This window comes from Enterobacter sp. JMULE2, from assembly GCF_013337145.1.
GTDB classification, from domain to species: domain Bacteria; phylum Pseudomonadota; class Gammaproteobacteria; order Enterobacterales; family Enterobacteriaceae; genus Enterobacter; species Enterobacter mori.
This window is the reverse complement of sequence record NZ_SGWD01000010.1, coordinates 1364885-1387711: the sequence shown is the minus strand read 5'-3', so window position 1 is coordinate 1387711 and position 22827 is coordinate 1364885. Positions and strand designations below refer to the sequence as shown.

At 55.3% G+C, this 22827-nt stretch carries 20 protein-coding genes; 18 read left to right on the top strand and 2 right to left on the bottom strand.

Translation table 11 applies throughout. The features are described 5' to 3' along the window. Window positions 1-320 precede the first annotated feature (320 nt). From udk to asmA, 3 genes are all read left to right on the top strand, one after another. Window positions 321-962, top strand: a complete 642-nt coding sequence (udk, locus tag EXW94_RS07430) for a uridine kinase (protein WP_010431898.1) — start codon at window positions 321-323, stop codon at window positions 960-962. Between the two features lie 91 nt (window positions 963-1053). After that, window positions 1054-1635, top strand: a complete 582-nt coding sequence (gene dcd / locus EXW94_RS07425; protein WP_006176323.1) for a dCTP deaminase — start codon at window positions 1054-1056, stop codon at window positions 1633-1635. Between the two features lie 22 nt (window positions 1636-1657). Continuing rightward, on the top strand, window positions 1658-3508 hold the full coding sequence (gene asmA / locus EXW94_RS07420) for an outer membrane assembly protein AsmA (protein ID WP_174339813.1): 1851 nt from the start codon (window positions 1658-1660) through the stop codon (window positions 3506-3508). Between the two features lie 124 nt (window positions 3509-3632). On the opposite strand, the gene EXW94_RS07415 is transcribed toward asmA, so the two are convergent. Together EXW94_RS07415 and EXW94_RS07410 are read right to left on the bottom strand one after the other, a co-directional pair. Next, window positions 3633-4790 carry a DDE-type integrase/transposase/recombinase gene (locus EXW94_RS07415; protein ID WP_174339812.1) on the bottom strand — a complete coding sequence of 386 codons (1158 nt, stop codon included), beginning with the start codon at window positions 4788-4790 and terminating at the stop codon, window positions 3633-3635. 101 nt (window positions 4791-4891) lie between these two features. Further along, window positions 4892-6475: a TerC family protein gene (locus EXW94_RS07410; RefSeq protein ID WP_120157864.1), complete on the bottom strand. Its 1584-nt coding sequence runs from the start codon at window positions 6473-6475 to the stop codon at window positions 4892-4894. A gap of 694 nt (window positions 6476-7169) precedes the next feature. Between EXW94_RS07410 and EXW94_RS07405 the strand changes: the two genes are divergently transcribed. The 15 genes from EXW94_RS07405 to cpsG all read left to right on the top strand — a co-directional run bounded on the left by EXW94_RS07405 (window position 7170) and on the right by cpsG (window position 22826). Beyond that, window positions 7170-8306 (top strand): polysaccharide export protein, encoded by a 1137-nt coding sequence (locus EXW94_RS07405; RefSeq protein ID WP_063144532.1) that lies wholly within the window; start codon window positions 7170-7172, stop codon window positions 8304-8306. Between the two features lie 6 nt (window positions 8307-8312). Further along, window positions 8313-8756 (top strand): low molecular weight protein-tyrosine-phosphatase Wzb, encoded by a 444-nt coding sequence (gene wzb, locus EXW94_RS07400; RefSeq protein WP_010431923.1) that lies wholly within the window; start codon window positions 8313-8315, stop codon window positions 8754-8756. A gap of 2 nt (window positions 8757-8758) precedes the next feature. Then, the gene (wzc, locus tag EXW94_RS07395; protein WP_089598067.1) at window positions 8759-10921 is read left to right on the top strand and encodes a tyrosine-protein kinase Wzc; all 2163 of its coding nucleotides are present in this window, start codon (window positions 8759-8761) and stop codon (window positions 10919-10921) included. 95 nt (window positions 10922-11016) lie between these two features. Next, window positions 11017-11859 carry a colanic acid biosynthesis glycosyltransferase WcaA gene (gene wcaA, locus EXW94_RS07390; protein ID WP_089598068.1) on the top strand — a complete coding sequence of 281 codons (843 nt, stop codon included), beginning with the start codon at window positions 11017-11019 and terminating at the stop codon, window positions 11857-11859. Continuing rightward, window positions 11859-12350 (top strand): colanic acid biosynthesis acetyltransferase WcaB, encoded by a 492-nt coding sequence (gene wcaB / locus EXW94_RS07385; protein ID WP_042715911.1) that lies wholly within the window; start codon window positions 11859-11861, stop codon window positions 12348-12350. Before wcaA ends, wcaB begins: the two co-directional genes overlap by 1 nt. Further along, entirely contained in the window at window positions 12347-13564 is a 1218-nt protein-coding gene (wcaC, locus tag EXW94_RS07380) for a colanic acid biosynthesis glycosyltransferase WcaC (protein WP_174339811.1), read from the top strand. The genes wcaB and wcaC overlap by 4 nt, the downstream gene beginning before the upstream one ends. Next, on the top strand, window positions 13539-14759 hold the full coding sequence (wcaD, locus tag EXW94_RS07375; RefSeq protein ID WP_089598070.1) for a colanic acid polymerase WcaD: 1221 nt from the start codon (window positions 13539-13541) through the stop codon (window positions 14757-14759). The genes wcaC and wcaD overlap by 26 nt, the downstream gene beginning before the upstream one ends. A 16-nt stretch (window positions 14760-14775) precedes the next feature. Next, window positions 14776-15522 carry a colanic acid biosynthesis glycosyltransferase WcaE gene (gene wcaE, locus EXW94_RS07370; RefSeq protein ID WP_089598071.1) on the top strand — a complete coding sequence of 249 codons (747 nt, stop codon included), beginning with the start codon at window positions 14776-14778 and terminating at the stop codon, window positions 15520-15522. Between the two features lie 16 nt (window positions 15523-15538). Beyond that, a complete protein-coding gene (wcaF, locus tag EXW94_RS07365) occupies window positions 15539-16093 on the top strand; it encodes a colanic acid biosynthesis acetyltransferase WcaF (protein ID WP_010431937.1) in 555 nt (184 codons plus the stop codon). A gap of 21 nt (window positions 16094-16114) precedes the next feature. Beyond that, complete coding sequence (gene gmd, locus EXW94_RS07360) at window positions 16115-17236, top strand: GDP-mannose 4,6-dehydratase (RefSeq protein ID WP_010431938.1); 1122 nt, start codon at window positions 16115-16117, stop codon at window positions 17234-17236. Window positions 17237-17238: 2 nt separating this feature from the next. Next, window positions 17239-18204, top strand: a complete 966-nt coding sequence (locus EXW94_RS07355; protein ID WP_174339810.1) for a GDP-L-fucose synthase — start codon at window positions 17239-17241, stop codon at window positions 18202-18204. Between the two features lie 2 nt (window positions 18205-18206). Next, window positions 18207-18686 carry a GDP-mannose mannosyl hydrolase gene (locus EXW94_RS07350; RefSeq protein WP_148400094.1) on the top strand — a complete coding sequence of 160 codons (480 nt, stop codon included), beginning with the start codon at window positions 18207-18209 and terminating at the stop codon, window positions 18684-18686. Continuing rightward, window positions 18683-19906, top strand: a complete 1224-nt coding sequence (gene wcaI / locus EXW94_RS07345; RefSeq protein WP_148400025.1) for a colanic acid biosynthesis fucosyltransferase WcaI — start codon at window positions 18683-18685, stop codon at window positions 19904-19906. The genes EXW94_RS07350 and wcaI overlap by 4 nt, the downstream gene beginning before the upstream one ends. A gap of 3 nt (window positions 19907-19909) precedes the next feature. Continuing rightward, window positions 19910-21346 carry a mannose-1-phosphate guanyltransferase gene (cpsB, locus tag EXW94_RS07340; protein WP_089598073.1) on the top strand — a complete coding sequence of 479 codons (1437 nt, stop codon included), beginning with the start codon at window positions 19910-19912 and terminating at the stop codon, window positions 21344-21346. Window positions 21347-21455: 109 nt separating this feature from the next. Further along, window positions 21456-22826 (top strand): colanic acid biosynthesis phosphomannomutase CpsG, encoded by a 1371-nt coding sequence (gene cpsG, locus EXW94_RS07335; RefSeq protein ID WP_174339809.1) that lies wholly within the window; start codon window positions 21456-21458, stop codon window positions 22824-22826. Window position 22827: the final 1 nt, after the last annotated feature.

The window sequence follows — 22827 nt, the reverse complement described above, 5'->3', positions numbered from 1 at the left end:
TGCCGTCAGGAGCGAGGTCCGGGCGCGTGAAAGGATTAATTTCGTTTATGCTAGTACAAACAATTTACAAATCATATGCTGACTGCTCAGATTTTGACATCATAGACTTATTAAATAGTTACTCCGGGAAAAATTCCGGGTGAACGCCGAAAAAGCAGGCATTAAAATTTCACACAGGGAGTAAAAAGAGACTTTTCAGGCAGTCTCGCATAACCTGCGCTTTCGACTGGTATCACGCCCGCGAAATCCCTATAATTGCCGCGTTTGACGCTCCGGCGTCGTCCTTCCTTAACATCCAGGTTAATCAGGTCGCTAAATTTATGACTGATAAGTCTCATCAGTGCGTCATCATAGGCATCGCCGGCGCATCGGCTTCAGGTAAGAGTCTAATTGCCAGTACGCTTTATCGCGAATTGCGTGAACAAGTCGGTGATGAGCACATCGGCGTCATTCCCGAAGACAGCTATTACAAAGACCAATCCCATCTTTCGATGGAAGAGCGCGTCAAAACCAACTACGACCACCCCAGTGCGATGGATCACAGCTTGTTGTTCCAGCATCTTCAGTCGCTTAAAAACGGTACGGCCATTGAACTGCCGGTCTACAGCTACGTAGAGCACACCCGCACGCAGGAAACGGTTCACATTGAACCGAAAAAAGTCATTATCCTTGAAGGCATCCTGCTGCTGACGGATGCGCGTCTGCGTGAATCGATGAATTTCTCCATTTTCGTCGATACGCCGCTGGATATCTGTCTGATGCGCCGCATCAAGCGCGACGTTAACGAACGCGGTCGTTCCATGGACTCCGTCATGGCGCAATACCAGAAAACCGTGCGTCCAATGTTCCTGCAATTTATCGAGCCATCTAAGCAATACGCCGATATTATCGTGCCTCGTGGCGGTAAAAACCGTATTGCTATTGATATCTTAAAAGCGAAAATCAGCCAGTTTTTTGAATAAGCCGCGCGAATTGTGTACCGTTCAGAGATAACCTGGTTTTGCCCTGCGACCCTACGGTTGCGGGGCACGATGCACGAAAGGAGAAAGTGCCATGCGTCTTTGTGACCGCGATATAGAAGCCTGGCTGGATGAAGGCCGCCTGTCTATCACCCCGCGTCCGCCGGTAGAGCGCATTAACGGTGTCACCGTTGACGTGCGCCTGGGGAATAAATTCCGCACCTTCAGCGGCCACACGGCACCGTTTATCGATCTCAGCGGGCCGAAAGATGAAGTCAGCGCCGCGCTCGATCGCGTGATGAGTGACGAAATCGTCCTTGATGAGGGCGAGGCGTTTTATCTGCATCCCGGTGAGCTGGCGCTGGCAGTGACCTTTGAATCGGTGACGCTGCCTGCCGATCTGGTGGGCTGGCTGGATGGCCGCTCTTCGCTGGCACGCCTGGGCCTGATGGTTCACGTCACCGCTCATCGTATCGATCCCGGCTGGTCTGGCCGCATCGTGCTGGAGTTCTTCAACGCCGGCAAATTGCCTCTGGCGCTGCGCCCGGGCATGATGATTGGCGCGTTGAGCTTTGAGCCGCTGACCGGCCCGGCAGATCGTCCTTACAACCGCCGTCAGGACGCGAAATATCGCGACCAGCAGGGTGCGGTTGCCAGTCGTATTGATAAAGACTGATTGTTCGTTCACTGAGGATGCCATGAGAAGAGTTCTGACAACGCTGATGATTTTGCTGGTGGTACTGGTGGCTGGCCTTTCTGCGTTGGTGCTGCTGGTTAACCCCAATGATTTCCGTGCTTATATGGTGCGGCAGGTCGAAGCACGCAGCGGGTATGAACTGAAGCTGGACGGGCCGCTGCGCTGGCACGTCTGGCCGCAACTCAGCATTCTCTCGGGTCGTATGTCGTTAACCGCGCCAGGGGCGTCTCAGCCGCTGGTGTCGGCAGACAATATGCGCCTTGATGTGGCTTTGATCCCGCTCTTCTCGCATCAGCTTCAGGTTGACCAGGTGATGCTGAAAGGGGCGGTGATCCAGCTGACTCCCCAAACTGAGGCTGTGCGTAAAGCGGATGCCCCCGTCGCGCCACGCGAAAATACCTTGCCGGATGAGCCGTCTGATACCGGCTGGTCGTTCGATATAGGTAACCTGAAAGTGGCCGATAGCGTGCTGGTCTTCCAGCATGAAGGTGACGAGCAGGTCACCGTGCGCAACATCAACCTCAAGATGGAGCAGGACGCCAACCATATCGCCACCGTGGAGTTCTCCGGGCGGGTCAACCGCGATCAGCGCGATTTGAACCTCTCCATGAACGCTAACGTGAACGCGTCGGACTATCCCCATCGTCTGACGGCGGATGTCCAGCAGCTGAACTGGCAGCTGACGGGTGCAGACCTGCCGACAGCAGGGATTACCGGTCAGGGTACGCTGCAGGCCGTCTGGCATGAAGAAAACAAGCAGCTGGAGCTAAACGCGCTCAACCTGCAGGCCAACGACAGTACCCTGAAAGGGCAGGCGAGCGTCTCGCTTGCTGAAAAACCGAAATGGGTTTTTGACCTGCAGTTCGACAAGCTGAACCTGGAAAACCTGCTGCCACCGCAGCCGAACGCTGCGGCTGACGGCGATGTCGCGCAGACAGGGCAAAGCCAGGCCGCGAAACCGCGTCCGGTGATCTCCTCAAATCTCGATCAGCCCAATTACAACGGTCTGCGCGGATTTACCGCCGATATACTGCTGAAAGCCAACAGCGTACGCTGGCGCGGTATTGATTTCACCGATGTCAGCAGCCAGATGTTCAACCATAATGGCCTGCTGGTGATCTCTGAACTCAGCGGCAAGATGGGGGCGGGGAACATGTCGCTGCCGGGTACGCTGGACGTGCGCAAAGACGTGGCCAGCGCCGAATTCCAGCCACGCCTTGAAAACATTGAGATCGGGGCGATCCTCAAAGCCTTCAACTATCCGATTGACCTCACGGGGCAGCTGACGCTGGCGGGGGATTTCTCCGGCACGAAGATTGACGCGGAGGCATTTCGCCGCGACTGGCAGGGTCAGGCGCACGTTGAGCTGAAAGACACCCGAATGGAAGGCCTCAACTTCCAGCAGCTGGTGCAACAGGCGGTAGAGCGCAGCAGCAATGTCAAAGCGCAAGAAAACTACGATAGCGCAACGCGTCTCGATAACTTTACCAGTGAGCTGACCCTGGATAACGGAAAGCTGTCCCTGGACGAGATGCAGGGAACATCTTCTTTGCTGTCGTTGACGGGGGAGGGCAAGCTGGATTTAGTGGAAGAGACGGCGGATACGCGGTTTAACGTTCGTGTGCTTTCCGGATGGGAAGGCGAAGGCGAGCTTATCGATTTCCTGAAAGAAACGCCGATCCCGCTGAACGTTTACGGTAAATGGCAGGCGCTGAATTACAGCCTGCAGGTCGATCAGATCTTGCGTAAGCATCTGCAGGACGAAGCAAAACGTCGGCTGAATAGCTGGGCGGATCGCAATAAAGATTCCCAAACCGGCAAGGACGTGAAGAAGCTGTTAGATAAGCTTTGATGTCAGTGGTGCCGGGTGGCGGCTACGCCTTACCCGGCCTACCCGTAGTTCGTAGGCCGGGTAAGCGAAGTGTATGACCGGATACATAGGTGACAGATCAGACCGGGAACATAGGTAACACTTTTCAGTCTATCCGGAGCACACTCTCGGTTTTTCGGTCGTAGTACGCAAGCGTTATTCCGTTAAAGATGATGGCCTCAAGGCCATCATCCTGTTCTTCCAGCATGATGTACTCATCAGTCAGCGCTTCACTCAGGAACACCGTCCCCTTTTTCCCCATATAGAGTGTCCCCCGCGATTTTACCCTGTAGACCGTACCGCCTTCCGGATACGCGTATTCAGGAACACGGCCATCCCAGTGTCGGTTCGAGGGGTGCCATACCGTTCCGGGCGTTGCACCCGCCAGGGCTTCATGCGGCCTTTCGTGGTTAAATTCTTCCCGGTAGCCACTGAACCACCGCTGTTGTTCTTCCATCGTCATGAAGGTGTTGCCCTGTTTCACCGCACTTTTCAGGGAGCGGTGCATTCGCTCATGACGGCCATTTTCTTCCGGATGCCCCTTCCTGATACGCTCAGGCCTGATGCCCAGCTTGATTAGCCAGACGGCAAGACGACTTAGTCCGGCTATCCCTGTTCCCGCGAAGGGCTGACCGTTATCGGTTCTGAGCACTTCCGGCAGACCGTATTCCAGGAACGCATCCGTCAGGCACTGTCTGACGAAGGGCTCGCTCTCCCTGTCCGTTCCCCGGCAGCTCAGAAGATACCGGCTGTGATTGTCGGTCAGGGTGAAGGGATGGCAGTACTCTCTGCTCAGCAACCTGAACTTGCCTTTAAAATCAGCGCTCCAGACCTGGTTGTTCTCACTGATGGTGGTCAGGGGCCGGCGATTGCCCGGGGCCCTGCGTTTTCGCTTTTTATCCGGAACCAGGCCTTCACGCTTGAGGATATCGCCGATAGTGCTGGCAGCAGGTACGGTAAAATCGACATGATGATTGAGCAACCACATCCGCAGTTTTTTGGGGCCCCAGTCAGGGTGTTTTTGCCTCAGGGCCGTAAGCTGTCCGGCGATATCATCAGGAACCGTCCGGGAGTGGGAGTGTGGCGCGCGCGACCGGTCAGAGAGAGATGACAGGTCAGCGGGGTCAAAACGCTGAAGCCATTTATAGCCGGTTTTACGGCTGATGCCAAAAAGACGGCAAAGCGCGGAGAAGGAGTCCGTACCTGCATGGCAGGCACGGATAAAATCAAGGCGTTGCATAGGTCGGGTCTCAGTCCAGGGCATAGCGAGTCTCCTCTTCTATGCCAGTTATAACTGTTACCCATGTATCCGGTCTAAAGTGTTACCCATGTTTCCGGTTCATACCGAAGCGCCACCCGGCTTTTTTACACCTCAAAATCCATTTCTTCCTCATCCCGCAGTGGAATGAGCTGCACTTTCTGCACGCGATGGTTTTCAATTTGCAGCGTTTTCAGCAGATAGTCGCCTACCTGAACCTCTTCCCCCGGCTGCGGGATACGCTGTAAATACTCCATCAGCAGACCCGCAATGGTGTGATACTCACGCTTCTCATCCAGCGGCAGCGGCACAAACTGCACCAGGTCTTCCAGCGGCATATGGCCGTTAGCCGTCCACGTACCGTCTGCGTTTTTCTGAATGTCATGACGTGCATCTATTTCATCCACCTCATTCGGCAGATTACCGGCGATGGTTTCCATAACGTCGCTGAGCGTCACCAGCCCTTCCACAGAACCAAACTCATCAACGACAAAGGCGAAGTGGGTCCGCGCGTTACGGAACTGCTCAAGTGCAGAGAGCAACGGCAGTCCTTCCGGGAACACCAGCGGCTGGCGCACCAGCACGCGCAGATTAAGCGGCTCGCCGTGCAGCTGCTGCTGTAGCAGGTCAATGACGTGCACCACGCCCAGCAGCTCCTCTTCCTCTTCACCGCCCGTCACCACGACCCGGGTGTGCTGGTTTTTATCCAGCAAGGCGCGGATTTGCTCTTCCGGCGCCGTCAAATCGATATGCTCGATATCGTGACGCGAGGTCATGATGCTGCTGACGGAGCGCTGGTTCAGGTTGAGCACCCGCTCAATCATCCGTCGTTCCTGCGGATCGAAGATCTGCCCGTCGCTGTGATCGGCCAGCATCGCAGAGGATTCGGCATCCAGCTCGGCATCCTCTTTTCGCCCGCTCAGCAGGCGCATTACCGTATCGGCGGTGCGCTGGCGCAGTGTCTGATTTGCAGAGAGAAAGCGGCGACGGTTAAAGATTGCCAGCTGATTTAGCGATTCGATCATGACCGAGAAGCCAATCGCCGCGTACAGGTAGCCTTTAGGAATGTGGAAACCAAATCCGTCGGCGACCAGGCTGAAACCAATCATCAGCAGGAAGCTCAGACACAGGATCACGATGGTCGGGTGGCTGTTCACAAACCGCGTGAGCGCTTTACTTGCCATTACCATCAGCGTGATGGCGATGATCACGGCGGCCATCATCACCGCGAGGTGATCGACCATGCCCACGGCGGTGATGACGGAGTCCAGGGAGAAAACCGCGTCGAGCACCACAATCTGCGCCACCACCGGCCAGAATTTCGCCCCGCGCCGCTGCGTGGGGCTATCGCTGTCTTTGCCTTCGAGCCGCTCATTGAGTTCAACCGTGGCTTTGAAAAGAAGGAACAACCCGCCAAAGAGCATGATCAGGTCACGCGCGCTGAAGCTCAGGCCGTAGAGCGTAAACAGCGGTGTGGTGAGGGTAACCAGCCAGGAGATTGAGGCCAGCAGCAGCAAACGCATCACCATCGCCAGCAGCAAACCCGTAACGCGCGCACGGTCGCGCTGCGCAGGGGGCAGCTTTTCGGCGAGGATGGCGATAAAGACCAGATTATCAATACCGAGCACTAATTCGATGACGACCAGCGTAACCAGCCCGGCCCAGATTGATGGATCGGCAATCCATTCCATAGTAATAGCAATACCTTCAGTTACATGAGCAATGTCACACTTCGATCATGGATAAAGCTGACCGAAATTGCAATGCCAGGCTGAGATTTCTCTTAATAGAAGAGGGGATAAAACGAATGAAAAAATGAGCCGTGTAAATAAGGTAATGGAGAAGATTTAATTACACTGGGTCACATTTAGGATATATCGCAATAAATGGTTTTAATGCATATTTTGTCAATATAAAGAAAATCCTAAAACCTCAAAAATTTGCTCTTAATATTAATCTTAAAAACAGATATTAGGAGGGTTGTCTCCTTGCCTGCTATTAGGTTAGCTGCAACAATTCTCCCAGCATCAAATGTTAAATTTCTTTGTTGCTATTTTTGTTTCGTTCTTATGGTGTGGCAATTCATTGCCAGCGGGCTATTTAACGTGGCTGAAATATTTCCATAAGACCTTGTTTAAGAGGGTGTCTATCCATAACACATTGTTTAGTCAGTGGATTGGTAACTGAAAGCCAAGGGCGGTAGCGTGCCTGAAAGCGTGTGAATCAGCCTCGATTATTCTGTCAATAGCCAATGGATGAATAAGCTTTTTTTAGGACTGATGCCAGTTATATTTCTAATTGCTTAACTGCATTCTGAATGCCAAAACGACCCGCGCTTATTTAAATTGCACAGGATAATTACTCTGCCAAAGTGATAAATAATCAATGATGAAATCCAAAATGAAATTGATGCCATTATTGGTGTCTGTGACCTTGATGAGTGGTTGCACGGTCTTTCCCGGCAGCAATATGTCAACTATGGGCAAGGATGTGATCAAACAGCAGGACGCCGATTTTGACCTCGACAAAATGGTGAATGTTTATCCATTGACCCCACGTCTGGTGGAACAATTACGTCCGCGTCCCAATGTTGCCCAGCCGAATATGTCGCTGGACCAGGAAATCGCCTCTTACCAGTACCGCGTAGGACCGGGTGACGTGATCAACGTGACCGTATGGGACCACCCGGAACTGACGACCCCAGCGGGCCAGTACCGCAGCTCAAGCGACACCGGTAACTGGGTTCAGTCTGATGGCACGATGTTCTATCCGTACATCGGCAAAGTGCATGTGGTCGGCAAGACGCTGGCCGAGATCCGTAGTGATATTACCGGCCGCTTAGCGCAGTACATCGCTGACCCGCAGGTGGACGTTAATATCGCCGCCTTCCGTTCGCAGAAAGCCTATATCTCCGGCCAGGTGAACAAATCCGGCCAGCAGGCCATCACTAACGTCCCGCTGACGGTTCTGGATGCCATTAACGCCGCAGGCGGCTTAACCGACGGTGCCGACTGGCGCAACGTTGTCCTGACCCACGAAGGCAAAGAGCAGCGCATTTCGCTGCAGGCGCTGATGCAGAATGGCGACCTGACGCAGAACCGATTGCTCTATCCGGGTGACATTCTGTACGTGCCACGCAACGACGATCTGAAAGTGTTCGTGATGGGTGAAGTGAAGAAACAGAGCACCCTCAAGATGGACTTCAGCGGTATGACCCTGACCGAAGCGCTGGGCAACGCGGAAGGCATCGACCTGACCTCGTCGAACGCCAGCGGTATCTTCGTTATCCGTCCGCTGAAAGGCGAGGGCACGAAAGGCAAGATTGCCAACATCTACCAGCTGGATATGTCTGACGCGACGTCGCTGGTGATGGCAACGGAGTTCCGCCTCCAGCCATACGATGTGGTCTACGTTACCACCGCGCCGGTTGCTCGCTGGAACCGCCTGATCAACCAGTTGCTGCCAACCATCAGTGGCGTTCGCTACATGACGGATACGGCGCGCGACATTCATACCTGGTAATCCGCGATGTTTAACAAAATTCTGGTGGTATGCGTGGGGAACATTTGCCGTTCCCCCACGGCTGAGCGGCTGCTGAAGCAGTACGAGCCAGCGTTAACGGTGGAGTCCGCAGGGCTTGGCGCGCTGGTGGGCAAAGGGGCCGACGAGCGTGCGACGAGCGTTGCGCAGGCTCATAACCTCTCCCTTGACGGGCATGTTGCCCGTCAGGTCTCAGGCCGGATGTGCCGGGAATATGACCTGATCCTCACGATGGAAAGACGCCACATTCACGCGCTGTGCGAGATCGCACCGGAGATGCGCGGCAAGGTGATGCTGTTTGGTCACTGGGATGGCGAGCGTGAAATCCCCGATCCGTATCGCAAGAGCCGTGAGGCATTTGAGGCGGTATATACCTTACTTGACCAGTCTGCCCGTCAGTGGGCGCAGGCACTGAAAGCTCAGCAGGGATAACAATGACAGAAAAAACAAAACCTTCTGCCGCCCCGACTTCGGGCAGTGATGAAATCGATATTGGTCGCCTGGTCGGCACCGTTGTTGAAGCGAAGTGGTGGGTGATAGGGATCACCGCCGTGTTTGCCGTGGCGGCGATCGTTTATACGCTGTTCGCGACGCCTATCTACAGCGCTGACGCGCTGGTGCAAATTGAACAGAACACCGGTAACTCGCTGGTACAGGATATCGGCTCTGCGCTGGCGAACAAACCGCCCGCATCTGACGCTGAAATTCAGCTGATCCAGTCGCGTCTGGTACTGGGCAAAACGGTGCACGACCTCGGGCTTGATATCTCCGTCACCAAAAACACCTTCCCGATATTCGGGGCGGGCTGGGATCGCCTGATGGGGCGCAGCAATGACACTGTCAAAGTGACGGACTTCGTGCTGCCAAAAGGGGCGGGCGATCAGACCTTTACCCTGACGGTGCTGGGTCCGAAGCAGTACCAGCTGACCAGCGACGCGGGCCTTAGCGCGCGCGGTGAAGTGGGGCAGATGTTGACCAAAGACGGCGTCAGCATGATGGTGAGTGCAATCCACGCGCAGGAAGGCGGTGAGTTTACCGTCACCAAATTCTCCACGCTGGGGATGATCAATAACCTGCAAAACAACCTCACCGTCACCGAAAATGGGAAGGACACCGGCGTCCTGAGCATGACCTTCACCGGTGAAGATAAGGACAAAATCCGCGATATCCTGAACAGCATTACCCGCAACTACCTTGAGCAGAACGTCGAGCGTAAATCTGCGGAAGCCGCAAAAAGCCTGGCCTTCCTCGCCAAACAGCTGCCGGAAGTGCGCTCCCGTCTGGATGCCGCAGAGAACAAGCTGAATGCCTATCGTCAGGACAAAGACTCCGTTGACCTGCCGCTGGAAGCGAAATCCGTTCTTGATTCGATGGTGAACATTGATGCGCAGCTCAATGAACTGACCTTCAAAGAGGCGGAAATCTCCAAGCTCTACACCAAACGCCACCCGGCCTACCGCACGCTGCTGGAAAAACGTCAGACGCTGGAAGAAGAGAAGGCCAAGCTGAACAACCGCGTGACCGCCATGCCGAAGACGCAGCAGGAAATTGTGCGTCTGACCCGCGATGTGGAATCCGGTCAGCAGGTCTATATGCAATTGCTGAACAAACAGCAGGAGCTGAAGATCACCGAAGCCAGTACGGTGGGTGATGTGCGTATCGTCGACCCTGCCATCACCCAGCCCGGCGTGCTGAAGCCGAAGAAAGCGCTGATTATTCTCGGCAGCATTATTCTCGGTCTGATGCTCTCCATCGTGGGTGTGCTGCTGCGCTCGCTGTTCAACCGCGGGATCGAAAGTCCGCAGGTGCTGGAAGAGCACGGCATCAACGTGTACGCCAGCATCCCGCTTTCCGAATGGCAAAAATCGCGTGACAGCGTCAAAACCATCAAAGGGGTTAAGCGTTACAAACAGAGCCAGCTGCTGGCCGTGGGTAACCCGACTGACCTGGCGATTGAAGCAGTGCGCAGCCTGCGCACCAGCCTTCACTTCGCCATGATGCAGGCGAAAAACAACGTCCTGATGATGACCGGCGTTAGCCCGTCAATCGGTAAAACCTTCGTCTGTGCCAACCTGGCGGCGGTGGTAAGCCAGACCAACAAGCGCGTGCTGCTGATCGACTGCGATATGCGTAAGGGTTACACCCATGAGCTGCTGGGCACCAACAACGTTAACGGCCTGTCGGAAATCCTGCTCGGCAAAGGGGAGATTAGCGAGAGCGCGAAACCGACCTCTATCCCGAAATTTGACCTGATCCCGCGTGGTCAGGTGCCGCCGAACCCGTCCGAGCTGCTGATGAGCGAACGCTTCACCGAGCTGGTGGAGTGGGCGAGTAAGCATTACGACCTGGTGTTGATCGATACGCCGCCAATTCTGGCCGTGACCGATGCCGCCGTGGTGGGCCGTCATGCAGGCACCACGCTGATGGTGGCGCGCTACGCGGTGAACACGCTGAAGGAAGTCGAGACCAGCCTGAGCCGCTTCGAGCAGAACGGCATTGAGGTGAAAGGGGTGATCCTGAACTCCATCTTCCGCCGCGCGACCGGATACCAGGATTACGGGTATTACGAGTACGAATATAAATCTGACAGTAAATAAAAATCCCCCTCACCCTAACCCTCTCCTCTGAGGGAGAGCAGCTTTTCTCCCTCTCCCTCCGGGAGAGGGGCGGGGTGAGGGATAAGGGGAAGACCATGACCACACAACGCCCTTTAGTTTCAATCTATATGCCGACATGGAATCGTCAGCAGCTGGCGATCCGCGCAATCAAATCCGTCCTGCGACAGGATTACGATAACTGGGAGCTGATCATCGTTGATGACTGCTCTTCCTCGTATGAACAGCTGCAAAAGTTTGTGACTGACCTCAACGACCCGCGGGTGGTCTATACGCATAACGCCATTAACTCCGGCGCATGTGCGGTGCGTAATCAGGCGATTATGCAGGCGAAAGGGCAGTATCTGACCGGGATTGACGACGATGACGAATGGACGCCAAACCGTCTGTCCATCTTCCTCTCTCACAAAGCGCAGCTGGGAACGCACGCGTTCCTGTATGCCAACGACTACGTTTGCCAGGGTGAAGTGTATTCGCAGCCGGCCAGCCTGCCGCTGTACCCGAAATCACCGTACTCCCGCCGCCTGTTCTACAAGCGCAACATTATCGGTAATCAGGTCTTCACCTGGGCATGGCGCTTCAAAGAGTGCCTGTTCGATACCGAACTGAAGGCCGCGCAGGATTACGACATCTTCCTGCGAATGGTGGTGGAGTACGGCGAGCCGTGGAAGGTGGAAGAGGCCACGCAGATCCTGCACATCAACCACGGGGAGATGCAAATCACCTCGTCACCGAAGAAATTCTCGGGCTATTTCCACTTCTACCGCAAGCACAAGAACAAGTTTGACCGTGCCAGCCGGAAGTATCAGCTCTTTACCCTGTATCAGATCCGCAACAAGCGCATGAACTGGCGCACGCTGCTGACGCTGCTTTCCGTGCGTAACGGCAAGCGTCTGGCCGACGGGCTTCGGGGGAAATAATGTTTCTGGAAGATTGCCGCGCTAACAGCTGGAGCCTGCGCCCGTGCTGCATGGTTCTGGCGTACCGCATCGCACACTTTTGCTCGGTGTGGCGTAAGAAAAACGTTTTAAACAATATCTGGGCGGCACCCGTTCTGGTGCTGTACCGCATCATTACCGAATGCTTTTTTGGCTATGAAATTCAGGCCGCTGCCACCATTGGCCGACGCTTCACCATCCACCACGGGTATGCCGTGGTGATCAATAAGTTCGTCGTGGCGGGAGATGATTTCACTATTCGCCACGCGGTCACCATCGGCAACCGTGGGCCAGAAAGCCTGGCCTGTCCGGTGATTGGCAATAACGTCGAGCTGGGTGCCAACGTGGTGATCATCGGTGACATCACGATCGGCAACAACGTCACGATTGGCGCAGGTAGCGTGGTGCTGGACAGCATTCCGGATAACGCGCTGGTGGTGGGAGAGAAAGCCCGCGTGAAGGTGATTAAATGAACATTCTGCAATTTAACGTACGCCTCGCAGAAGGCGGGGCGGCTGGCGTGGCGTTGGATCTGCACCAGCGCGCGCTGCAAAAAGGATTACAGTCGCGTTTTGTTTACGGCTACGGCAAAGGCGGCAAAAAAAGCGTTAGCCATGATAACTATCCTCAGGTGCTGAAGCAGACCCCGCGTCTGACCTCCATTGCCAACATTGCGCTGTTCCGCCTGTTTAACCGCGATCTGTTTGGCAACCTGAACAACCTTTACCGCACCGTGACGCGCACGACCGGTCCGGTTGTGCTGCATTTTCACGTTTTGCACAGCTACTGGCTGAATCTGGAAGAGGTGGTGGCGTTTTGTGAGAAGGTGAAAGCGCACAAGCCGGACACCCGATTCGTCTGGACGCTGCACGATCACTGGAGCGTGACCGGACGCTGCGCCTTTACCGACGGCTGCGAAGGCTGGAAAGATAACTGCCAGAAATGCCCGACGCTGAACAATTACCCGCCGGTGAAGGTGGATCGCGCGCATCAGCTGGTTGAGGGCAAGCGTCAGCTGTTCCGCGACATGCTCTCGCTCGGCTGCACCTTTATTTCCCCAAGCCAGCACGTGGCGGATGCCTTCAACAGCCTGTACGGGGCAGGGCGCTGCAAGATCATCAACAACGGTATCGACGTGGCAACGGAAGAGATCCTGGCGGAACTGACGCCGGTCGCCGAAACGCCGGGCAAACCGAAAATTGCCATTGTTGCGCATGACCTGCGCTACGACGGCAAAACCAACCAGCAGCTGGTGCGCGACATCATGGCGCTCGGCGACAAGGTTGAACTGCACACCTTTGGCAAGTTTTCCCCGTTTGAAGGGGCGAACGTGGTGAACCACGGATTTGAAACCGACAAGCGCAAGCTGATGAGCGCCCTGAACGGGATGGATGCGCTGGTGTTCAGCTCCCGCGTGGACAACTATCCGCTGATCCTCTGCGAAGCGCTCTCTATTGGCGTGCCTGTCATTGCCACCCACAGCGACGCCGCGCGCGAAGTGCTGGAGAAATCCGGCGGAAAAACCTTCGCGGAGCAGGAGGTGCTGCCGCTGGTGCAACTGCCGAAGGCCGCGATTGCGCAGGCCGTTTTTGGCACTGACCTGGAATCGTTCCGCAACCGCAGCCGCAAGGCCTACAGTGGACAACAGATGCTGGAGGAGTATGTCTCGTTCTATCAGAATCTGTAGTTATCTGCTGCTGCCGCTGATCTACCTGCTGGTCAACGTCAAGATTGCCCAGCTGGGAGAGAGCTTCCCGATTACCATCGTCACCTTCTTGCCCGTTCTGCTTTTACTCTACGTTGAGAAAATCAGTCTCAAGAAGCTGATGATAGCGTTAGGGCTCGGGGTGGGTCTGACCGCGTTTAACTACATTTTTGGTCAGTCGCTGGATGCCAGCAAATACGTCACCTCAACCATGCTGTTTGTTTATATCGTTATCATTATTGGCATGGTGTGGAGTATTCGCTTTAAAACTATTTCCCCGCACAATTATAAGAAAATCCTTAGGTTCTTTTATATTGTCGTTGGGGTCATTGTTATGCTTGCCGCGATGGAAATGGCGCAAATTATTTTGACCGGCGGCAGCAGCCTGATGGAGATAATTTCGAAATATCTCATATACAGTAACAGCTATGTACTGAACTTCATTAAGTTTGGTGGTAAGCGTACTACTGCGCTCTATTTTGAACCGGCGTTTTTCGCTCTGGCGTTAATCTCAATTTGGCTCAGCATCAAACAGTTTGGTATCAAAACCCCCAAAACCGATGCTATGATTCTTGCAGGAATTGTTCTGTCTGGATCGTTCTCAGGGGTAATGACATTTATCCTGTTTTACCTCCTGGAGTGGGCATTCCAGTACCTGAACAAAGATGCGATTAAGAAAAAACTGCCGCTGGCGATTATCTCCCTGACGGTATTTATGGTTGGCGTGATATTTGCCTTCCCGTACATCTCAGAACGTCTGGGAGATTTGGGAACGGAAGGGTCTTCGTCCTATTATCGCATCATCGGGCCACTGGTGATGGTGGGTTATTCCTTAACCCATATTGATGGAGTAGTAAGATTCGGCTCACTTTACGAATATGTCGCATCATTCGGAATCTTTAACGGTGCGGATGTCGGTAAAACCATAGACAATGGTCTGTATCTGTTAATTATTTATTTTTCGTGGTTCGCCGTACTGTTGACGATCTGGTATCTGTTTAAAGTTTTTAAAATGATGATTAACGCGTTTGGTGATAACCAAAACTTTCGCGTGCAGCTTTATCTTTTTACGCCAGTGTCGTTGTTCTTTACGGGGTCAATATTTAGCCCGGAATATGCTTTCTTGATTGTCTGCCCGTTTATTTTGCGCAAAGCGCTCAATATTACGCGCGTATGACGAAATGAGGTGATTTATGTTTCTTAGCGTCATTACTGTCGCCTTTCGTAACTACGAAGGGGTGGTAAAAACCTGGCGCTCGCTGCGCAACCTGGCGCGCGATCCGAGCCTCACCTTTGAGTGGATCGTGGTTGATGGCGGTTCGAACGACGGTACGGCTGAGTTTCTTGAAAAACTCAACGGTGAGTTCAACTTACGTTACATCAGCGAGAAAGATAAAGGCATTTACGACGCGATGAATAAAGGCATCGCGATGGCGCAGGGGCGTTACGCCATCTTCCTGAATTCTGGCGATGTGTTCCATGACGACGTGGCCCTGTTTGCCCGTCAACTCGCCCGCCAGAAAGAGGACGCCTTGTATATCGGCGATGCCCTGCTCGATTTTGGTGACGGAAATAAAGTGCTGCGCAGCGCCAAGCCGGGCTGGTATATCTACCACAGCCTGCCGGCCAGCCATCAGGCCATTTTCTTTCCGGTCGAGGGTCTGAAAAAACAGCCTTACGATTTGCAGTATAAAGTGTCTTCAGATTATGCACTGACTGCCAGCTTGTACAAATCAGGTTATCCATTCCGTCGTATTAAAGGGCTGGTATCTGAATTTTCCATGGGCGGTGTGTCAACCTCAAATAATCTGGAATTGTGCCAGGATGCAAAAAACGTGCAGCGTAAAATATTACGCGTGCCGGGGTTCTGGGCGGAATTGTCTTATTTTTTACGCCTGAAAACGACAGGTAAAGCGAAAGCCTTATATAACAAAGCCTGAAATATAAGGAAGCCTAATGCAGGAACTTAACGGATTCTCCGTGCCGAAAGGCTTTCGGGGCGGGAACGGTATTAAGGTGCAGTTGTGGTGGGCAGTTCAGGCGACATTATTTGCCTGGTCTCCGCAAATACTGTACCGCTGGCGAGCCTTTTTATTGCGTCTCTTTGGCGCAAAAATCGGAAAAAACGTAGTGATTCGCCCCTCGGTGAAAATTACTTATCCCTGGAAATTAACGCTTGGGGATTACGCCTGGGTAGGGGATGACGCGGTGTTATATACCCTGGGCGAGATTACGATTGGCGCAAATTCGGTGGTATCGCAGAAGTGTTATTTGTGCACCGGCAGCCATGATTTTATGAGTCAGCATTTTGATATTACCGCTTCGCCAATTGTGATTGGTGAAAAATGCTGGCTGGCAACAGATGTCTTTGTTGCACCTGGTGTTTCTGTTGGCGATGGCACGGTAGTCGGTGCCCGCAGCAGCGTTTTTAAATCGCTACCGGCAAATACAATTTGCCGTGGCAACCCCGCAGTGGTGATACGCGAACGCGTTGAAACTGAAAAACTTTGATAAGTACAGAGGAATATAAACATGTCTAAAGTCGCTCTCATCACCGGCGTTACCGGACAAGATGGTTCTTACCTGGCAGAACTGCTGCTGGAAAAAGGGTATGAAGTACACGGTATTAAACGTCGTGCCTCTTCGTTCAACACCGAGCGTGTTGACCATATCTACCAGGATCCTCACTCCGCGAACCCGAAATTCCATCTGCATTACGGCGATCTGACCGATTCCTCAAACCTGACCCGCATCCTGCAGGAAGTGCAGCCGGATGAAGTGTACAACCTGGGCGCGATGAGCCACGTTGCGGTCTCCTTCGAATCCCCGGAATACACCGCCGACGTTGACGCCATGGGCACCCTGCGTCTGCTGGAAGCCATTCGCTTCCTGGGCCTCGAGAAGAAAACCCGTTTCTACCAGGCGTCCACCTCCGAGCTGTACGGCCTGGTGCAGGAAATTCCACAGAAAGAGACCACGCCGTTCTACCCGCGCTCTCCGTATGCGGTCGCTAAACTGTACGCCTACTGGATCACCGTAAACTACCGTGAATCCTACGGTATGTACGCCTGTAACGGCATTCTGTTCAACCACGAATCCCCGCGTCGCGGCGAAACCTTCGTGACCCGTAAAATCACCCGCGCGATCGCCAACATCGCTCAGGGTCTGGAATCTTGCCTGCACCTCGGCAACATGGACTCCCTGCGTGACTGGGGCCATGCGAAAGACTACGTGAAAATGCAGTGGATGATGCTGCAGCAGGACAAACCAGAAGACTTCGTGATCGCGACCGGCGTGCAGTATTCCGTGCGTCAGTTCGTTGAAATGGCTGCCGCGCAGCTGGGCATCAAACTGCGCTTCGAAGGTACCGGCGTGGAAGAGAAGGGCATTGTGGTTTCCGTGACGGGTCACGACGCACCGGGCGTGAAGCCGGGCGACGTTATCGTTCAGGTTGACCCACGCTATTTCCGTCCTGCTGAAGTGGAAACCCTGCTAGGTGACCCAACCAAAGCGCACGAAACCCTGGGCTGGAAACCCGAGACCACTCTGCAGGAGATGGTTTCCGAGATGGTGGCCAAAGATCTTGAAGCAGCGAAAAAACACTCCCTGCTCAAGTCTCATGGCTACGAGGTTGCCATCGCGCTGGAGTCCTGAGAATGACAAGACAACGTATTTTTGTCGCCGGTCATCGCGGAATGGTGGGTTCCGCGATTGTTCGCCAGCTGGAACAGCGCGGTGACGCAGAGGTGATTGTCCGCACGCGCGACGAGCTGAATCTGCTCGACAGCAAAGCGGTGCAGGATTTCTTTGCCAACGAACGTATTGACCAGGTGTATCTGGCGGCGGCGAAAGTGGGCGGCATTGTTGCCAACAACACCTACCCGGCAGATTTCATCTACGAAAACATGATGATTGAGAGCAACATCATTCACGCGGCGCACCTGCACAACGTGAATAAGCTGCTGTTCCTCGGTTCATCCTGTATTTACCCGAAAATGGCGAAGCAGCCCATCGCGGAAAGCGAACTGCTGCAGGGTACGCTGGAAGCGACCAACGAGCCGTACGCGATTGCCAAAATTGCCGGGATCAAGCTGTGTGAGTCCTACAACCGTCAGTACAACCGTGACTATCGTTCGGTGATGCCGACCAACCTGTACGGACCGCACGACAACTTCCACCCGAGCAATTCGCACGTGATCCCGGCGCTGCTGCGCCGCTTCCACGAGGCGACCGCCGAGAACGCGCCGGACGTAGTGGTGTGGGGGAGCGGTACGCCAATGCGTGAGTTCCTGCACGTGGACGACATGGCTGCGGCCAGCATTCACGTCATGGAGCTGGATCGCGAGGTGTGGCAGGAGAACACCGAGCCAATGCTGTCGCACATCAACGTCGGTACCGGCGTTGACTGCACCATCCGCGAGCTGGCGCAGACTATCGCGCAGGTGGTGGGCTACAAAGGCCGCGTGGTGTTTGACGCCACCAAGCCGGACGGCACGCCGCGCAAACTGCTGGACGTGACCCGCCTGCATCAGCTGGGCTGGTATCACGAGGTGTCACTGGAGCAGGGGCTGGCCAGCACCTACCAGTGGTTCCTGGAAAACCAGCACCGCTTCCGGGGGTAATGATGTTTTTAAGTCAGGAAGATTTTGCCACGGTAGTGCGTTCTACTCCGCTGATCTCAATCGATTTGATCGTGGAGAACGAACGCGGCGAGTTCTTGCTGGGGAAACGAACCAATCGTCCTGCACAGGGCTTTTGGTTCGTGCCCGGCGGGCGCGTGCAGAAGGATGAGACGCTGACCGATGCGTTTGAGCGTCTTACTCTGGCGGAGCTGGGCCTGCAGCTGCCGATGGCGGCAGGCCAGTTTTACGGGGTCTGGCAGCACTTCTATGACGATAACTTTTCAGGCACCGGGTTCTCCACGCACTACATCGTGCTGGGGTTCCGCCTGAAGGTGAGTGAGGCAGATCTGCATCTGCCTGATTCTCAGCATGACGACTACCGCTGGCAGACGCCAGAGGCGCTGCTGGCGAGCGATAACGTTCACGATAACAGTCGAGCGTACTTCCTCGCAGAACGTCAGGCCGAGGTGCCGGGTTTATGAAGATCCTTGTGTATGGCATTAACTATTCGCCGGAATTAACCGGCATCGGGAAATACACCGGCGAGATGGTCGAGTGGATGGCGAGCCAGGGACATGACGTGCGGGTCATTACCGCGCCGCCGTACTACCCGGAGTGGAAGGTGGGCGAGCGCTACTCAAGCTGGCGCTACCGCCGCGAAGAGGGCGCAGCGACCGTGTGGCGCTGCCCGCTCTACGTGCCAAAACAGCCTTCGACGCTGAAACGTTTAATTCATCTGGGCAGCTTTGCCCTGAGCAGTTTTTTCCCGCTGATGGCGCAGCGTCGCTGGAAGCCGGATCGCATTATCGGCGTGGTGCCGACGCTGTTTTGCACGCCGGGCATGCGCCTGCTGGGCAAACTTTCCGGCGCGCGCACCTTGCTGCACATTCAGGATTATGAAGTGGACGCCATGCTCGGCCTGGGAATGGCGGGCAAGGGCAAGGGCGGCAAGGTGGCGAAGCTCGCCAGCGCCTTTGAGCGCAGCGGGCTGCACAACGTGGATTACGTCTCGACTATCTCGCGCTCGATGATGAACAAGGCCCAGGAAAAGGGCGTCCCGGCGGAGAGAGTCATTTTCTTCCCGAACTGGTCCGAAGTGGCGCGTTTCCGCGACGTGACAGAGCAAGACGCTCATGCGCTCCGCGCGCAGCTCGGATTGCCTGAAGATCAAAAAATCATTCTTTACTCGGGCAACATCGGCGAAAAGCAGGGGCTGGAGAGCGTCATTGAAGCGGCGCAGCAGCTTAGCGAACATCCGTGGACGTTTGTGATTGTCGGGCAGGGCGGTGGAAAAGCGCGGCTGGAAAAAATGGCCCTCGAACGCGGCCTGACCAACGTGAAATTTTTCCCGCTTCAGTCTTACGAGGCGCTGCCTGCCCTGCTGAAGATGGGCGACTGCCATCTGGTCGTGCAAAAGCGCGGCGCGGCGGACGCGGTGCTGCCGTCCAAACTGACCAACATTCTGGCGGTGGGCGGCAACGCGGTGATTACGGCAGAAGCCGAAACAGAATTAGGCCAGCTGTGTAACAGCTATACCGGCATTGCCGTTTGCGTGGAGCCAGAATCCGTTCCCGCGCTGGTAGCCGGTATTGAGCAGGCACTCGCCATGCCAAAAGAGAACACGGTGGCACGTGAATATGCCGAACGCACGCTCGAAAAAGAGAACGTGCTGAGCCAATTTATTGCAGATATACGGGGATAAATCATGAGTCAAACCACGTTGTATCCGGTTGTGATGGCAGGTGGCTCTGGTAGCCGGTTGTGGCCGCTGTCCCGCGTGCTCTATCCAAAACAGTTCCTCTGCCTGAAAGGGGACCTCACCATGCTGCAAACGACGGTCAACCGTCTGCACGGCGTGGAGTGTGAAAGTCCGGTCGTTATTTGTAACGAACAGCACCGTTTTATCGTTGCCGAGCAGCTGCGCCAGCTGAACAAACTCACAGAAAACATCATTCTGGAGCCTGCCGGTCGTAACACTGCCCCTGCGATCGCCCTGGCGGCGCTGGCGGCAAAACGCAGCAGCCCGAACTGCGACCCGCTGATGCTGGTACTGGCGGCTGACCACGTCATTCAGCAGGAAGAGGCGTTTCGCGACGCGGTCCGTGCGGCCATTCCTTACGCGGAAAGCGGCAAGCTGGTGACCTTCGGCATCGTGCCGGACCTGCCGGAAACCGGCTATGGCTACATCCGTCGCGGCAGCGTGACGCCGGGCGAAGGCGACAGCGTGGCGTTTGACGTGGCGCAGTTCGTCGAAAAACCGAATCTGGAAACCGCGCAGGCCTACGTGGCCAGCGGGGAATATTACTGGAACAGCGGCATGTTCCTGTTCCGCGCCGGACGCTACCTGGAAGAGCTGGAAAAATACCGTCCGGACATCCTGAGCGCCTGCGAGAAAGCGATGGCGGTGGTCGATCCTGACCTCGACTTTATTCGTGTGGATGAGCAATCTTTCCTCGCCTGCCCGGAGGAGTCCATTGACTACGCGGTCATGGAGCGCACGGCGGATGCCGTCGTGGTTCCGATGGACGCGGGCTGGAGCGATGTGGGGTCCTGGTCATCCCTGTGGGAGATCAGCGCGCATACTCCGGAGGGTAACGTCCATCACGGTGATGTGATTAGCCACAAAACGGAAAACAGCTACGTTTATGCAGAATCCGGCCTGGTGACCACGGTTGGGGTGAAGGACCTGGTGGTCGTGCAGACCAAAGATGCGGTGCTGATTGCCGACCGTAACGCCGTGCAGGACGTTAAAAAAGTGGTTGAACAAATCAAGGCCGATGGTCGTCACGAGCACCACATTCACCGCGAAGTCTACCGCCCGTGGGGCAAGTATGACTCCATCGACTCCGGCGACCGCTACCAGGTGAAGCGTATTACCGTGAAGCCGGGTGAAGGGCTGTCCGTACAGATGCACCACCATCGCGCCGAGCACTGGGTGGTGGTTGCGGGAACCGCAAAAGTCACCATCGACGGCGAAATCAAACTGCTGGGCGAAAACGAATCCATCTACATTCCGCTGGGGGCCACGCATTGTCTGGAGAACCCGGGGAAAATTCCGCTCGACTTAATTGAAGTGCGCTCCGGTTCGTATCTGGAGGAGGACGATATCGTTCGCTTCCAGGATCGTTACGGACGGGTGTAGCGCCTCTGCTTCCTGCCCGGTGGCGCTGCGCTAACCGGGCCTACGAATGAAAAAAAGAATTTGGCCATTAATTGGTCAGGGCCAACTGTTGCCTGAAAAAGGGGTCATCATGGAAAAGTTAACCTGTTTTAAAGCCTACGATATTCGCGGCAAGCTGGGCGAAGAGCTGAATGAAGACATTGCGTGGCGCATTGGCCGCGCGTACGGCGAATATTTAAAGCCACAAACTATCGTGCTGGGCGGCGACGTGCGCCTGACCAGCGAGTCCCTGAAGCTGGCCCTGGCGAAAGGGCTGCAGGACGCGGGCGTGGACGTGCTGGATATCGGCCTTTCCGGCACCGAAGAGATCTATTTTGCCACCTTCCACCTGGGCGTGGACGGCGGTATCGAAGTGACCGCCAGCCACAACCCGATGGACTACAACGGCATGAAGCTGGTGCGCAAGGGCGCGCGTCCGATCAGCGGCGATACCGGCCTGCGCGACGTGCAGCGCCTGGCGGAAGCCAACGACTTCCCGCCGGTGAACGACGCGAAGCGCGGCAGCTACAAGCAGATCAATTTGCAAAAAGAGTACATCAACCACCTGCTGGGCTACATCAACGTGGCAAACCTGAAGCCGCTGAAGCTGGTCATCAACTCCGGTAACGGCGCGGCCGGTCCGGTGGTGGATGCCCTGGAAGCTCGTTTTAAGGCGCTGAACGTGCCGGTTACCTTCATCAAAGTGCATAACACCCCGGACGGCAATTTCCCGAACGGTATTCCTAACCCGCTGCTGCCGGAGTGCCGCGACGACACCCGTAACGCGGTGATTGAGCACGGTGCCGATATGGGGATCGCCTTTGACGGTGACTTCGACCGCTGCTTCCTGTTCGACGAAAAAGGGCAGTTCATCGAGGGCTACTACATCGTCGGCCTGCTGGCGGAAGCCTTCCTCGAGAAAAACCCGGGGGCGAAGATCATTCATGACCCACGCCTCTCCTGGAACACCGTCGATGTGGTGTCCGCTGCGGGCGGTACGCCGGTGATGTCCAAAACTGGCCACGCCTTCATCAAAGAGCGCATGCGTGAAGAAGACGCCATTTACGGCGGTGAGATGAGCGCTCACCACTACTTCCGTGATTTTGCCTACTGCGACAGCGGGATGATCCCGTGGCTGCTGGTGACCGAGCTGCTGTGCCTGAAAGGGCAGACCCTGGGCGAGCTGGTGCGTGACCGCATGGCGGCCTTCCCGGCGAGCGGGGAGATCAACAGCAAGCTGGCGCAGCCTGCCGACGCGATTGCCCGCGTGGAACAGCACTTTGCCATCCACGCGCTGGAAATTGACCGTACCGACGGCATCAGCATGGCGTTCCCGCAGTGGCGCTTCAACCTGCGCTCGTCCAATACCGAGCCGGTGGTGCGCCTGAACGTGGAATCCCGTGCCGACACGGCGCTGATGGAAGCCCGAACGAAGGACATTCTGGCGCTGTTGAATCAGTAAT

Bases quoted from the DNA above. Each gene is read 5' to 3' on its own strand.
- EXW94_RS07355 (WP_174339810.1), top strand. From the start codon at position 17,239: ATGACAAGACAACGTATTTTTGTCGCCGGTCATCGCGGAATGGTGGGT.
- wcaI (WP_148400025.1), top strand. From the start codon at position 18,683: ATGAAGATCCTTGTGTATGGCATTAACTATTCGCCGGAATTAACCGGC.
- dcd (WP_006176323.1), top strand. From the start codon at position 1,054: ATGCGTCTTTGTGACCGCGATATAGAAGCCTGGCTGGATGAAGGCCGC.
- wcaD (WP_089598070.1), top strand. From the start codon at position 13,539: ATGTCTCGTTCTATCAGAATCTGTAGTTATCTGCTGCTGCCGCTGATC.
- cpsB (WP_089598073.1), top strand. From the start codon at position 19,910: ATGAGTCAAACCACGTTGTATCCGGTTGTGATGGCAGGTGGCTCTGGT.
- EXW94_RS07415 (WP_174339812.1), bottom strand. From the start codon at position 4,790: ATGCCCTGGACTGAGACCCGACCTATGCAACGCCTTGATTTTATCCGT.
- EXW94_RS07350 (WP_148400094.1), top strand. From the start codon at position 18,207: ATGTTTTTAAGTCAGGAAGATTTTGCCACGGTAGTGCGTTCTACTCCG.
- udk (WP_010431898.1), top strand. From the start codon at position 321: ATGACTGATAAGTCTCATCAGTGCGTCATCATAGGCATCGCCGGCGCA.
- cpsG (WP_174339809.1), top strand. From the start codon at position 21,456: ATGGAAAAGTTAACCTGTTTTAAAGCCTACGATATTCGCGGCAAGCTG.
- EXW94_RS07410 (WP_120157864.1), bottom strand. From the start codon at position 6,475: ATGGAATGGATTGCCGATCCATCAATCTGGGCCGGGCTGGTTACGCTG.
- wcaB (WP_042715911.1), top strand. From the start codon at position 11,859: ATGTTTCTGGAAGATTGCCGCGCTAACAGCTGGAGCCTGCGCCCGTGC.
- wzc (WP_089598067.1), top strand. From the start codon at position 8,759: ATGACAGAAAAAACAAAACCTTCTGCCGCCCCGACTTCGGGCAGTGAT.
- wcaC (WP_174339811.1), top strand. From the start codon at position 12,347: ATGAACATTCTGCAATTTAACGTACGCCTCGCAGAAGGCGGGGCGGCT.
- wcaA (WP_089598068.1), top strand. From the start codon at position 11,017: ATGACCACACAACGCCCTTTAGTTTCAATCTATATGCCGACATGGAAT.
- wzb (WP_010431923.1), top strand. From the start codon at position 8,313: ATGTTTAACAAAATTCTGGTGGTATGCGTGGGGAACATTTGCCGTTCC.
- wcaE (WP_089598071.1), top strand. From the start codon at position 14,776: ATGTTTCTTAGCGTCATTACTGTCGCCTTTCGTAACTACGAAGGGGTG.
- gmd (WP_010431938.1), top strand. From the start codon at position 16,115: ATGTCTAAAGTCGCTCTCATCACCGGCGTTACCGGACAAGATGGTTCT.
- asmA (WP_174339813.1), top strand. From the start codon at position 1,658: ATGAGAAGAGTTCTGACAACGCTGATGATTTTGCTGGTGGTACTGGTG.
- wcaF (WP_010431937.1), top strand. From the start codon at position 15,539: ATGCAGGAACTTAACGGATTCTCCGTGCCGAAAGGCTTTCGGGGCGGG.
- EXW94_RS07405 (WP_063144532.1), top strand. From the start codon at position 7,170: ATGATGAAATCCAAAATGAAATTGATGCCATTATTGGTGTCTGTGACC.